Below are 13692 nucleotides of genomic sequence, written 5' to 3'. Positions count from 1 at the left end.
TAACAGGATTGTCGTAATATAGGACACACGACAGAGTGGATCTCAACGTCCTCGGAGTTCGTGACTGTCACGGGGCCCCGAATCAGTCGGTTTTTGTGCCGGACGGAGGAACCTAGTTTTCCGTTCTTTTCTTTGCGCTCATAGCTTTAATGAATTCGATGACCTGCGGGCCGTCTTCCCCCGCCCATTCCCAGTCGAAGAAATCGAGCTCGTTCAGCGTGACCGTCTCGTCGCCGAAGAGGAACACGGCCCGGTATCCGTCTGTCCACCACGGCTGCTTCATAAAGTTCCTGTGCGGGTTATCGGGCGTCGCCGGTTTTATACCCTTTATATATCCGAATTTCTCAACGCCTCCGGAGAACAGGAGGTCCTGCACGAGATATGTCCTCGCTTCGTCGAGATCAGGGTCTATCGCGTGAGCCGAAAGCCAGGGCGTCCTGAACGTGAAGTAGGAGCCCACGTCCCGGCTCACCGACCCTATCCATACGTCCATGCCCTTATACCGGACGGGCATGAGCCAGAGTCGGAGGTGGTTCCGCTCGTGTATCGTTGACCTAGCTTTCTGTAGCCCTATGTCCTGGGCTCTCTTGAATACGAAAACTGTGCTCATCGGGGAAGTCCTGTATCTGGTTCCAGAGAAATATGCCTTGAACGCTCTCCAGCCGGAGCTCGCCGAGATAGGCTCGGTGACGTCCCATCCCCTCCTTATAAACGCTGAGACGATATTGTCGGTATCCCCTATGACGAAGAAATTGAGCGCGTCGTTCTTGCCTGTGCCGTCCTTCCTCGTGGCGCAGCAGGGGACGGCCTCGAGCGCCTTGCGGAGCTCTTCCTCGGTCTCGTAATTAGCGTATTCGTCCTCCTTGTAAAGAGTGTCCCAGTCGACCCTCTGGTAGTCGAGCTTTATGCCGGGTATGACGAAATAAAATACGAAGTTTTTTTCCCTGTCTTCGCCGTAGACGCTTACGTTGAGATACTTGATGCCCGGGTCCCAGTTCGAGTAAAAGAATCCGGACAACTCGCCTCCGGCCGGTATTTCCCTCCTGATGCTCTGCTTGTTGAAGTACTCGTTCATCTCTTCGTTGACCGGGCTCGCGTAGCTGTAGTTCGTGTACGCGGCTTCGTTAGGGGAGTAGTATCCGGGGTCGGTAGCGACGTAAATCAGAGTGACGGGCTTCTCCGTCGTGTTTCTGATTTCGAGCCAGACAGGCTGAATGCCGTTCCCGGCGAGGTCGACGCCGAATATCTTCTCGCTTTCGTCATCACTCAAAACGACTGCGGAGACGGATATGCCGTCTTCCGTCTGAGTCTCCGCCCTGACCTTGAACGGCACGTCCTTCGCCGGGTCCGGGGAAGGCGAATATACTTTACACCCCTTGGCGGACGGTGTGCTGAACATGCTCTCATCCTCCGGGTCCTGGCTGGCACAGTAGGACGCACAGCCCCATATTCCAGGCAGCAGACTCAAAGAAATCAAGAATAACATCCGAAACCGCGTCATTCGTTCCTTCAGATAGGATCTCATTCGAATCACTCTCCCCCGTCTTCCCGGGCGGGAGCCATCGTCTCTGTCCCCTTCCCGCTTCCGTCGTAAATGACGCCGACGTCTTCCCAACCGAAATAATCGAGGTCCCCGAGCGTTATCTGGTCTTTCACGAAGAGAAGCACCGCCCTGTAGCCGTCAGACCACCAGGGGAGCTTGCTAAGGTTATACATCGGATCCGCTGACGATGACACACCCACGCCGTCCACGAAGCCCAGCCTCCGTACGTTCTGGGAGAGCACCAGGTCCTCCACAAGATAGTCCCTCGTCTCGTCGATATCGGGGTCTATCTCCTGCGCTGCGAACCAGTATTTCCTGATCCTGAGGTCGGAGCCGATGTCCCTGCTCACGGCTCCGGCCCAGACCGTCTGGCCCTTAAATCTCAAGGGCGTGAGCCAGAGCCTGAGCGTATTCCTCTGACGGTACGACGCGTCCGTCACACGTCTAGACTTCTGAAGGCTCACGTCCTGCCTTCTGCCGAAGAGATATAGACTCGCCATCGGGAATGTCCTGTAGCTTTCCGGAGAAAACGCCCGGCCGAGATCGAACCTGAACTTTCCCGTTTCGGCTTCCGTAACATCCCATTTCCTCCGCACGACCGCGGACGATATGTCGTCCGGGTCGCCTATCAGGACTACGTTTACGGGCTCTCCTCCGCCGCCGCCGTCGCTCCCCGTCGTGCAGCAGGGTAGCGCTTCGAGAGCTTTTCGGAGCTCGGTCTCATCGTCTATATACACTATCTCGTCCTTCGTATAGAGGGACGAGAAATCGACGTTCTCGTAGTCCGGCTGAATACCGGGCACTTCAAAATAGAAAAAGAAATTCTCGGTACCGTCTATCTCGTATAGCGTAACGTTCACGAACTTCAAGCCTGGATCGAGGTTCGTGTATACGAACCCCTTGTCCCTTTCGCCCGGCATAATGAACTCTATTTGAATACCGTATTCAGAGAAATGCTCGTCCATATCTCTGTTGGCCTTGCGGTTGAACTTGAGGTGGTTCATGAAGGCGACTTCGTTAGGCGAGAAATAGTCGGGGTCGAGAGCGATCGGCATAAAGAAGTAAGGCTTTCCCGTATTGTTCTCAATGTCGAGCCAGACGGGCTGGACTCCGTTTGAGGCCAGGTCCACCCCGAAGACCTCCTCGCTCTCCTCGCGGCTGAGCACGGCCACGGAAACAGTTAGACCGCCGCGGCTCTGCGTCTCCGCCCTGTCGAGGAATGAGACCTCCTCAGGCGGCTTTGGGGAATAACTCCCGCCGCAGCCGGCCGCGGCCGCAGATATAATGCATATAACACTAAGGAAAATTCTCTTAAGCATCTTTATAATAATCCGGACTTCCCAGCTACGGGACGCCACGGACGCCGTGCTCCCCGTAACGATGAACACGCCGTTCGCGCACTGTGGCAGCTTCCAGTTAATTCTATTGCTTCTCAAAAATTATTCAATATCGGAAGGATATGGCGGGTATTTCAATAATCTCCGTGCGAATGGCGGTAGCCCCGGCAGTTATAAAGAATGGAAGCCCTTCTACCACTGGGTGAACATGCGGAGTGGAGCAGCATCCGGGAAGAACTGTTATTCGACCCGCGCCCACTCGAACTTCTTGGATCCCAGGCCCGCTTTTACGGTCATTGTGAAGCTGTCGCCCGAGTCCATACTGATCTTGACGTTAAAGTCCTTATTCTTTTTAATCGAATATACGGTCCCTTTCCAGATGCTGTCCGTATTGTCATATACAAGGTTTTTGAAAACCACAGTGGTAACTGAGCCCGGGTTTTCGGCGTTCTCCACGACAACTCCTTCGTAGTAACCGCCCTTGTTCTCGATCCGAACGACTGCTGAGCCGTCGGGGTCCTTCCATTTCCCGACGATGCTGTCCGCGTTGAGAGCACCGGCTTGAGCCGTTGTAAAATTTATTGCAGCCAGTGCAGCAAGTATATATGCAATTACAAAAGCATCCTTCAATATCTTCATAACTGCCTCCCGATGGTTTCCCGGATTATTTAGTCACTGTAGAACGAAGCGGTCGTTATTCACTCGCCGTCAGTATGACAATATCGTCGTATTTGTCGTCTAACCCCACGACACCGCATACCGTGGGATTCCCGGCCGTGTCGAACCTGCAGCCCCAGAGCCCCGCCTCCTCCGCGCCGCATTCACCCTTGTCGAGGGATACGGCGTAAAAACCGGAGCCTGCAGGCTTGTTCCGAGGATTGTCTTTTCCGTTCACGCCTATAAGCGCCGCACCCTTGGCCGTTTTTCCGTTTTTGCACTTGAAATCGCCCTCATAATAGAAGTAGAGGATCTTGTCCTCGCCGTCCCAAATGAGGTTCGCGGACTCCATATCTCCGTTGCCGTCCGTGTCTATCTCCTGAATCCAGAGAAAATCTGTATCTCTGGGGGAATTTTGGGTGTTCACTGTCATGCCGTCCTCGCCGATCGAGGAACCCTCTTTCGCGTCGGGGGGAGGAGAGGGGTTCTCTGCTTTGCTGATTACATCAGGAGACGGCTTTAACACGACCCCTGTCTCATCTTCCTGCTGTGCTACGCCAGTTGCCGGGGAGAGAAGGACCCCGAAAATCAGAAGTGTAATGATCACCGTAAGCGATCGTATCTTCATTTCTTTCTCCTTTGCCACAAATATTAATGCAGCTCCTATTTTTATCAATATGCAATGTTCCCAAACAAGAGATGAAGGGGAGAAACAATGTGGAGGGGACAGAAAGTGCAGGCAGTATCAAGCCGTTCGTAAACCGTGAATATCTCCCGCTCAGGTATATACACTACGGGTTACCAATATCCGGTGATACTTGCATCCAATTTTCAGAACTGGAATCCGATCCCGATCTGCGGGCCGTACATCCACGCGTCCCACAAGAAACGGTTGTTCCCGCTCCCGTTCGAGTATTTATCGTATAGCGCCCTGTAGCCGATTATCGGCGTTATCTTATACCACGGCAGCTCGTAGCCGATGTATCCGGCGATATTCCAGGAGATATCCGAAGAGAAGCCGAATCCGAACCCGCCTATATCGCTCCTCAGCGCAATGAAAAATTTGTTAATGTCCAGCTTGGCACGCGCGCCGACGATGAAATCGAACCAGCTCTCGCTCCCGCTGAACTCAGGATTTTGACCGAGCGGGCCTCTCAAATCTATTTCATCTTCAAGCCACCAGTAACGTCCGCCCCCGAGCAGATCAAATGTAATCGAAGTTTTTGTCTTGGATTCGGAACTTACAGTCCCTATGGGCCATGTGCCAACCCTGTAAAATCCTCCAAATTCTCCGAGAAAGAACTGACTCACGTTTTTGATATTGAGAGTGCGGTCCTGTCTGAGCGACACATTTTTCGTCAATGCTATCTTCGAATAAGTTGCATCGATAAAAAATCCAAACCTCTCCCTCCACGCCTCCATGTGGACCTCGGCCGCGAAATCCAGGTTCTCGAATATTTGAGAAAATGAAACATCTACATTCGCGGTCCGGCCCTTTACTCCCACCTTCCCGTTTATCCCCATCATCCATAAATAAGGGATAATGGAGAAATGCCATTCTTTCGACGGAGCTTCGATGTAGGTTGTATCAGTGGTAGTCTCGTCGGCCTGTGCGTAGAGCGTTTCGTTTCCGGCAGCTTCCGAAGAATCACCCCCGTCACTAAACGCTATCCGGTATGACCCTCCGTCCAACCAGCTCAGGCCGCTCTCGTCATTCAGTCGCTCGTTTACCCAGTCGGCCTGAGCGAAAGCAGAATTTCCCATGGAAAAAGAAATCGATATAATTATTAGAATCGCATACACGAAGTAATTTTTCATCTCCCAACCTCCTATCAAAAATTATCGAATGTTCATCTCCAGAACCCAACCAACCGCTCGATGAACCAGAAAGCCGCTAATGCTCCTATCGTGTATGTTGCCGCGGGCAATGCGTAACGGTCGAAGATCGGAGCGATCTTAATTCGTCTCGCCTGCGCAATCACAACGAGAACCGCGCCTATAAACGCCAATTGTCCGATTTCGACCCCGACGTTGAACGTGAACAATGCCAGAGGGATGTCACTCTTCGGAAGCCCAATTGCAGTGAGAGCACCGGCAAAGCCGAAACCGTGCAGCAAACCAAACGAAAATGCGACCACCCACGGCCACCTCGCCGTCATGCCGGACTGTCCCCGCTCCTGCCGGACGATTTCTACGGCAACGAGCAGGATGCTAAGCGCAATCGCAGCCTCCACAGGAGGGCCGGGCACATTGACGACGCCCAGCGTTGCAAGTGCGAGTGTGATTGAGTGCGCGACAGTGAATGAAGTGATAGTCAGGAGCAGGACACGGTAGCTTCTTACTATGAGCACGAGGGCGAGTACGAAGAGGAGATGGTCTACGCCGAAGAGAATGTGCTCGATACCATGGACAAGGTAGGCGCCCGCCACAGCAAGCGGCCCCTTCGGCGCAGATATCTCCATCCAGGGCTGTGAGGGCTTAACGAGCGTGGTCGAGTATACTCCGTCTAGCGTCTGCACCCGAACGAGAACGTCGGTGATAGTGGCCTGCAACCCGACAAACTCGATACGCTTCCCGGCGAGCGTGCCGCTTTCAGCTTCGACTACTCGGCGCTCGAGGAGCGAGTCCGTTAATTCCTGTATCACCGGCTCAGTAACATCGCGCACACCGTCAGGAAATTTCAGAATGACCGGAAGGCGCATGCCCGAGAGTACAGGGGTGCGCCAGAGCACGCTGAACCGGCCGGGACCGGTTTCCTTGATTTCAAGGTAAGCAGGGCGTGTCTCGTGCGCCTGGGTAAATGGAACCGATATGAAAACTCCTGCCAGCAGGGCAAAGATTGTCGCGAGAGCGAGCTTGAGAAAAACGGTGGAAGAGTACCTCGTCACAGCGGAGCCTCCCCCGAGAGAGCGGGAGCCTGTTTCTTTGGGGGTGGAACGTATGCTTTCGCCGATTCATTGGAAGGTGCGGGCAGAAGCACTTCGTACTTCACGCGCATCTCCCGGTAAGCCTTCTCCCAGGTCTTTTGCTTTTGTTCGCCAAGCCACGCGGTCTTCACATCCGGCTCAATTTCTTCGAATGCGGGAATACGGCCCGGGATCACTGAATCGACGAACACCAAGTGCCAGCCGTAGCCGGACTCGACCGGACCCTGCCACATGCCTGCCTCCAGTTTGGACACAGCTGTCGCGAACTGGGGGCCGAACTCCTTGGCTAACTGCTCCGTCGTACGGTCCGCGTAATAGTCCTGGAACATGAACTGATCGGCGAGAGATGCGGCGAGCATCGAGTCTTCCGGCTCGCCGGCTATTTCCTCAAGGGCTTTCACCGCATCATCGTGCACACTCTGACTCCGAAGATCTGGAGAAAAGTACAAATGACGAAAGCTGATGCGGCTCGGCAACGCGAACGCGTCGGTATTCTTTTCATACCACGCCTTGAGCTCTGCGGTCGTCGGTTCACGAGCGGTGGCGACATCCTCGGCCAGGAATTGCATCTTCTGTGCCATGCGGCGCTTCACAATGGTATCGTCCTTGTCGAGACCCATCGCCAAAGCCTCGCGGTAGAGAACTTCCTCACGGACCCTGTCTTCCACCATTGCCCGGAATTCCTCCGGAGTCGGCTGGCGATGCCATTGCGAAACAAAGTACGAGTTCATCAGACGTAGGTCATCCATGGTCAGGACTATCTGATTGGACGACTCGTCTCCCCCATTACCTCGGTGCATGTATCCATACACACCGAACAACAGGAGTCCTATCAGAAGGAAATGCAGGAGAGGCTCGCGCAACAATTGTTTCATCGACCTTCTCCTGCGAAATAGTCCCTCTTGTATCCTATCATATTGCTCACCGTATAGGGCTCAGTTCCGCCACAGCGGGAATAATCTCGTAGTTTGCATACCCGAACTCATTGCTGCGCGCTCCGTAATATTTGTCACCCATCTTGTAAACGGATATCTCGATGGGCGTGCCGACTAGCTCCGTGACTATCATGCCGTTCTGAATGTTGTACGTCCGGGAGGTGCCGAGATAGCTGGCATCGAACGTATCGCCTGTCAGGCTCTGCGTGGCTACATCCTTTCCGACGTACCGTACCTGAAACTGTCCCTGGTTGGTTGGAAAACGCTGGGTAACGTACCCGGGCTCGACAGGTGTGAGCGGTTCGGCAGTGGCCCCTTTCCCCAGGGCGCCGTAGATGATCATGTACTTGTCACCCGTCACTGTGTTCTGCAACCATACCGACTTCTCCACGATCAGCGCCTTCAATTGAGCGTCGTCGAGTTGCACCGCACCCTTATTCTTCAGGTCGGTCACCGTGAGTCCGGGCTTTGCGCTCTTGTGCGCCTCGGCGCTCGGGGTGTACCAGATCGGCGAAGTCCATGCACGCTCCTGTATAGTGGCGGATGCGACATCAGGCGGAGCGATACCCAGCTGTTTCGCCTGGATCGTTGTCCAGCGCGGCGTCGGTATCTCCAGCACACGGGCGTAGTAAAAGGCATGCAAACCGGGGTCGAATTCCGGATCGGTCCAAACCGCCTTAAGCTCCGTCGAGCCGACTGTGTTGGTGTAGGTAGCGTTGTCGATGTCCACAGTGCTCTCGATCGGCGGCACCACACCCGTCCATTTGTCAGGCTTGCGGTCGCCTGCCCAGACCACATCAAATATCTTCTCGAAGCTCTGGCCGCTCTTCGTCCAGCCCTTTACGATCTGTATGCGGTCGAGATTGCCGGAAGTCGGGTCCTTTACCGCCCACACCATGAAGGTAGGCGCCCCGGACTTCATAGGCGGCAGGTCGCCACCCATCGGCACGCCCTTTTCATAACCGGCCTTGACCCAGTCCTTTTGCTCCACCATCTCAGGAGAATACTCCCAGCCTCCGAATAGGCGCACCTTGATGTGAGGGCCGCTGACAGCGAAAGTTTCCTTGCGCTTCATGCCCTCGAACAGCGAGGCGCGCGTGTTCTCTTCGGCCCATACGCCGGTCAGCCCGCCGGTGCCTTCGGTGCGCGCGTCGAACATCCCGCCGACCAGTGTGCCGGACATGCGCACCTCGATCGTACCGTCCGTAAAAGAATGACCGCCGAAGAAGTTGTCCTGACGGTACGGGACTGCGGTGTTGTGCGAATCCGACCCGGCCCCGAAGCCGAACTTGTAGGGGTTAAAACCTTCGGTATCCCGCATGGCGAGGCCGTCCTTCAAGGCCTGCCGGACGTAGCTACCTACGATGTGCGGAATGCGGCCCGGCGGATTTCCAAGCAGAACCGACATGATCTCGAAATTGGCGAATTCGTCTGTGGGCGAGAGCAAGGGGTGAGTCTCCGAGGTGCCCTTGAGCTGCTTCATCTCGATCAGCGGCTCGTTGCGGACACGTGACGCGGCATAGGCGGCATCGATCGGGCGGCCTTTGATGTCGACCTCGGTCGGGAACATGCGGCCGTCAGAAAGATTGGCGTTGTGCGAGATTGCAAGGAGCTCGTTGCCTGCTTTCCGCTGCGTGTCCATCCAGCTCCAGAGATCCACGGGGTCGAAAGAGTCGAGAGCGCTGAAGGGCATCGCCGGCACCTTGGCGCAGTCTTTGAAGAAGATATTGCGGTGGAGATTCATGTTGTTCGGCATCGAGGTCCATTCGTAGGAGCAGAAAGCCGTGAACTTCCCGGGCTGGTTCGCTTGCTCGGCGAGCTCGACGTTCTTCTTCCAAACCGTGCCGGCTATCTCCGGAGACATGAGAGCCTTTATGGGCGGCCCGGAGGCCAAAGTGTTGATGGCGTACAGGGCGACCCGCGTCATTTCTTCTTTCGTCCTGGCCTTCAGGACCAGGGGTGCAGCTTCCGGGATCTTACTGACCGGGGAGCCAGGCTCGTTTGCGGCCTGGACCACTCCTGCGTATTCGGAGTGGTCAGTAACGCCTGCCCAGTCGAGCGGCGTGTCGATCTTTACTTCGTAACCCAGCGGGTGCTTGATCGGCTCACCCTTGAAGTACTTGTACGCGTCGCCGGGATTGGTGATTGTGTTCCCCATGCTGAAAGCGTCGAGCGACCAGCTCGTGTGGACGTGGGTTTCGCCGAAATAGGCGTTACGCTGCGGGGTTTCTTCGGCGAAAGTCGGCATGGTGATGAAAACAAACGCAAGGATAAAAAATACTTGCTTTTTGATCTCCATAACTACCCCCTCTTTAATAATTCTAGTTTGGTGTTCACACAAATAAATCTGATAATCTACTATTAATCACAGCATCTCTACAATGACTCATGGCGTCGGTACAGCAATATAGACCAGGGTGTTCCCCTGATAAGAAGGCTGGTAATAAACCCCGGCACAGTTGAAATAAGTCCCCCCTGCCGCTGATACTGATGAGCAACCTGCCGGCAAGGACAGAATTGTCGTACCTATAGGTACAGCCGTACCAGACTGCGGGGCGACCTGTGGTGTTTGATCGACAACGACGACTTGTTGGGGTGGCGGAGCCGTGGCAGCATACGTAGCATCCACAGCGGCGGTAGTCGCTGCGGCGCTAGTCACCACTGCAGTAGTCCCGACAACTACTCTCCTCGTGGTGCGACGGGCTACCCCCGCGACACCGAATCCTCCGACACCTACCGGACCGGGAATCCATGCCTTCGCTTCAGTAACAATATTTACTCCCGACTTTATTTCATTCAGTACATCTATGGAAAACATTAGAAATAGAATGCTTGAAAATATTAACGTCCTAGTAACTGTCAACATGGCTTTCCTCCATTATCATCAATTGATTCATAAACCCTGCTTTATTTGTGTTACGAACTCGATCATTAGAGCATCCTCAGTGGGTGCTCTTCTTGTTATAAAGTAGTCATCTGGCAACTGTTCTAGTCGTTTGTCGGGCTACCCCCGCAACACCAACTCCACCAACACCAACCGGACCCCCAATACCAACTCCCCCAACTCCAACCGGACCAGCAGGGCCACCAGGACCAGCAGGACCGCCGGGACCGGCTGGGCCACCAGGACCAGCAGGACCGCCGGGACCGGCTGGGCCACCAGGACCTGCAGGACCGCCGGGACCGGCTGGGCCGGCCTTTGCCTCAGACACAACATCTACTCCTGACGGTATGTCATTCGGAACATCAATGGAAAACATTAAAAACAGGCAACCCGAGATTATTAAAGTTCTTAGAACGATACTCACGACTCTTCTCCTATACTGCTACCTAATTTCGTTTCCCCACTTAATTCGTATAACGAACAAATTCAATTTTCTGTGCGTCCTTAGGGGGTACAAATGTAAACATGTCGTCTTTAAGCTTTGGGGATAAGTCCCAGCTTTTGACTGTTATCGTATATTGAGGCGCGCCGGTCAACCATTTAGTCGTAATTACAAATTTCTTGGGCAAAGGCTTATCGCCGTCTTCTATCCAAATCTGCCAGTCAACGTCATTTTTGCGATAAGCGAGATGATGGCAGTTTACTCCGTCCACGATAGTCATCCCAACGTAAATCCCCGATATAACGTCTTCCATAAGGATATTGTAAGAATTACTGTAAACTAAATCGGCCCCCGGAGCTTCGATATGGAGGGTCGCCATGGCAAAGTCAAGTGCTCCATCTAGGGTGGGCGGTGCCTCTATAGTGGCATATACGTTAGCGCCTTCGCTGTATTGCGTAAGCGTTTTACCGTCATAATAGAATTCCTGGTCATAAACTTCCCCCTTTCTGTCGGCACGAAGCTTATCAGGTCGCTTTATTGCGATTTCAACCTGATTGTTGTACTGAATCTTCTGGCCCGATATGAGGACGATCTCAAGCGCGTTTTCGGTTTGTATCTTGAATTGCTGAAGCTGAGCAAGGTAGTCGCTCATTTTGCGCAACACTTGATCGGCCTTGGGATCAACGTCCGGGCTGTCGCCATAACTTCGCACGGGCAACACCGAGATCAGTATTAATAAGACTAAAACGGCTTTTATGTTTATTAAACTCGACAATTTATTCCTGCAGCTCATGAATACCCTCCCTGATGTTCATTCAAAAATAGTTCATAGATCGACTTATCGGCAATAACGTTATTGAAACCCGAGCCAGGCAGGTTATAAGACGCCGGGACCGCGGGCACCTACACCGACCCCGTGGAAGCCGGCTCCAACACCGCCGCCGACCCCGATCCAATCAATGAACAGCGTGGTTGCTCCTCCAGCGGCAGGCATTGTGCCTTCTATGATCTTGTAGTTATAGATTAGGTCTGAACCGTCGATTACCGGGTTGGTGATCTCGACCACAACGGTGGTATTGTCAGGTTTTCCCGGCTCATAAACGGATAGCGTGGCATTCGGAGGGTCCGCGCCAAAGTTGTCCTTGCCGGCTTTCGCTGTCCATTCCTTGAGATAATCAGTCATTTTGAGATGCCCGGCGATACGCACCGGACGGTCGGAGAAGTACAGGGTCTGCTGGTTTACATTCAGCAGCCGGAAGGTTTTTGCAACAGGATCCACCTTGAGGTCGTCCGCACTCTGTACAAACATTAGCTGCGGAGTCTGGCTTGAGGAAGGTTTACAACCAATCCCCATAACGATTGCCAGCAGCATTGCCGCCAAAACAAGCACCAGACGGGAGTCTTTCAAGGTTTTGAGGGAATTAGCTGATATTTTCATCGTTTGTTATCTCCTTTTTTGCCGCGTGCTAAGCAAGATGATTACAAAACAAATTTTGAGTGAATTCTGCAACTTATTGATAACATTTGGATATTAATTGCGAACTAATATCAATGAATTTTTGCAGATACCCCCTTTTTTATTATAGTCCGATTGATATTATTGTCTATCCGAATTTTGCAATATGATTCAAATTGTGAAAAAATGTTTAGACAATGGATCCTGTAACTGCTCCATCTTCAATAACCCTCCCATTTATAAGGCTCGCTGCTCGGGAGATTGACGAGCTGGCTCAATACATGAAGCATGTCGACATCCGCCACGCGGAGAGCGATTTGATCACAAGGAATGCCGTTAATGGACGATTTCTCAACATAAGAGGCGGACCGTTTCCGTCCTGACAAATTCGCGCCAAGCTTGCTGTTAAGGAGCTGTGAAAGAGGCAAGCGCATGCCGAGGTCGTTGACGAAGTATGAAACGGCGTCGTCGATTGTACCCGGTCTGTCCGCCAATGCATAAACGTTATCCTTCGCGTAATAGAGCATGATGGTGTTGCCATCGAATATCAGCTCGCTCTCAGACCCGTTACGCTTGGTCTCTTCTACGCGGAGACGGTTCGGACGGTCGACCAGGACCTTGCGGGTCTCTCCGAACTCGATCTTCTGGCCGTCGTCCTGCACCGCGTCGAAGCCTATATCTGCCGTAACGCTGAAGCGCTGGAGCTGGGACAGAAAATCCGCCATCCGCTTCGCCACGGCCATTGCTTCCTGCGCACTTTTACTCTGATCACCTTATCCTGTTTGCTGAACGCTGACCGTCCCCGCAGCAAGCAACAAACCAAGAGCCGACATCACAATCCATGCCCCCTGTTTCTTTCATGAACTCATTTATGAACTCCGACTTACCTATCCAACCCATCAATACAACAGGGTGCAACCTAATCCCGGCTTCAGTTCCCCACCTCAGACATCGCGGCCGCGCATTGGGGAGAAAGCAGGGCTTGATTAGCCTTGAGGCATTGTGCAACCTGCCCCCCTCCGGCTGGAACACCCGGACAGAGCGTGAAAATATCTTCCTCACATGCTTGGTTAGCCCCGGCAACCTGTTCTGCGACTTCCAGGATACGGTCCTTACAACCCTGGGATAGCGACTCAATATTTTGCTTCAAACATTGAATTATCTTTCCCTGCCCGGGTTGAACTTCGCTACAGAATGTTTGTACGTCACCCGCACAGGCACCCTTCCCCTGGGCGAACGCTGCTACACCGCCCAAGAAGGATGTATAAAGAGCGACTGAGACTATAGCGATACATACTAAAACCCCTCTGCATATCTTCATAATGATCTCCTTTATTTTGTTATCTGCTCAATTCCATATAATGCAGGTAACTTCCTCAGACTAAATAATAATTTATTGTGTTTTTGTGTTGTATTTGCGGTCCTAACCCCCTCCATTTTATTGTATAATTATCGATAAATAATGTCTATCCGAATTTTGCAATATGATAAAATTGTCTATTGAGGAGAGG

General features: G+C 53.1%; 12 protein-coding genes. All 12 read right to left on the bottom strand.

What is annotated here, in order from left to right:
• Nucleotides 1-112: 112 nt before the first annotated feature.
• The 12 genes from AB1598_01000 to AB1598_00945 all read right to left on the bottom strand — a co-directional run bounded on the left by AB1598_01000 (nucleotide 113) and on the right by AB1598_00945 (nucleotide 13502).
• Nucleotides 113-1399, bottom strand: a complete 1287-nt coding sequence (locus tag AB1598_01000) for an LssY C-terminal domain-containing protein (GenBank protein ID MEW6143573.1) — start codon at nucleotides 1397-1399, stop codon at nucleotides 113-115.
• 131 nt (nucleotides 1400-1530) lie between these two features.
• Nucleotides 1531-2979: an LssY C-terminal domain-containing protein gene (locus AB1598_00995; GenBank protein MEW6143572.1), complete on the bottom strand. Its 1449-nt coding sequence runs from the start codon at nucleotides 2977-2979 to the stop codon at nucleotides 1531-1533.
• Between the two features lie 141 nt (nucleotides 2980-3120).
• Complete coding sequence (locus tag AB1598_00990) at nucleotides 3121-3519, bottom strand: DUF2147 domain-containing protein (GenBank protein ID MEW6143571.1); 399 nt, start codon at nucleotides 3517-3519, stop codon at nucleotides 3121-3123.
• A gap of 55 nt (nucleotides 3520-3574) precedes the next feature.
• Nucleotides 3575-4165, bottom strand: a complete 591-nt coding sequence (locus AB1598_00985) for a hypothetical protein (GenBank protein MEW6143570.1) — start codon at nucleotides 4163-4165, stop codon at nucleotides 3575-3577.
• A gap of 203 nt (nucleotides 4166-4368) precedes the next feature.
• Nucleotides 4369-5355: a hypothetical protein gene (locus tag AB1598_00980; GenBank protein ID MEW6143569.1), complete on the bottom strand. Its 987-nt coding sequence runs from the start codon at nucleotides 5353-5355 to the stop codon at nucleotides 4369-4371.
• 32 nt (nucleotides 5356-5387) lie between these two features.
• Nucleotides 5388-6377, bottom strand: coding sequence for a HupE/UreJ family protein (locus tag AB1598_00975; GenBank protein MEW6143568.1), 990 nt, complete (start codon nucleotides 6375-6377; stop codon nucleotides 5388-5390).
• Nucleotides 6378-6421: 44 nt separating this feature from the next.
• Nucleotides 6422-7339: a peptidylprolyl isomerase gene (locus AB1598_00970; GenBank protein MEW6143567.1), complete on the bottom strand. Its 918-nt coding sequence runs from the start codon at nucleotides 7337-7339 to the stop codon at nucleotides 6422-6424.
• 46 nt (nucleotides 7340-7385) lie between these two features.
• Nucleotides 7386-9647 (bottom strand): DUF3604 domain-containing protein, encoded by a 2262-nt coding sequence (locus tag AB1598_00965; GenBank protein MEW6143566.1) that lies wholly within the window; start codon nucleotides 9645-9647, stop codon nucleotides 7386-7388.
• Between the two features lie 1100 nt (nucleotides 9648-10747).
• Nucleotides 10748-11518 carry a DUF2092 domain-containing protein gene (locus AB1598_00960; GenBank protein ID MEW6143565.1) on the bottom strand — a complete coding sequence of 257 codons (771 nt, stop codon included), beginning with the start codon at nucleotides 11516-11518 and terminating at the stop codon, nucleotides 10748-10750.
• Between the two features lie 84 nt (nucleotides 11519-11602).
• Nucleotides 11603-12163 (bottom strand): hypothetical protein, encoded by a 561-nt coding sequence (locus AB1598_00955; GenBank protein MEW6143564.1) that lies wholly within the window; start codon nucleotides 12161-12163, stop codon nucleotides 11603-11605.
• 239 nt (nucleotides 12164-12402) lie between these two features.
• Nucleotides 12403-12924: a DUF2092 domain-containing protein gene (locus AB1598_00950; GenBank protein ID MEW6143563.1), complete on the bottom strand. Its 522-nt coding sequence runs from the start codon at nucleotides 12922-12924 to the stop codon at nucleotides 12403-12405.
• Nucleotides 12925-13112: 188 nt separating this feature from the next.
• Nucleotides 13113-13502, bottom strand: coding sequence for a cysteine rich repeat-containing protein (locus AB1598_00945; protein MEW6143562.1), 390 nt, complete (start codon nucleotides 13500-13502; stop codon nucleotides 13113-13115).
• Nucleotides 13503-13692 lie beyond the last annotated feature (190 nt).

It is taken from the genome of Thermodesulfobacteriota bacterium, assembly GCA_040754335.1.
Classification (GTDB): Bacteria; Desulfobacterota_D; UBA1144; order Nemesobacterales; family UBA2774; genus 2-12-FULL-53-21.
The sequence above is the reverse complement of the archived record's forward strand: the minus strand, read 5'-3'. Positions and strand labels throughout refer to the sequence as shown.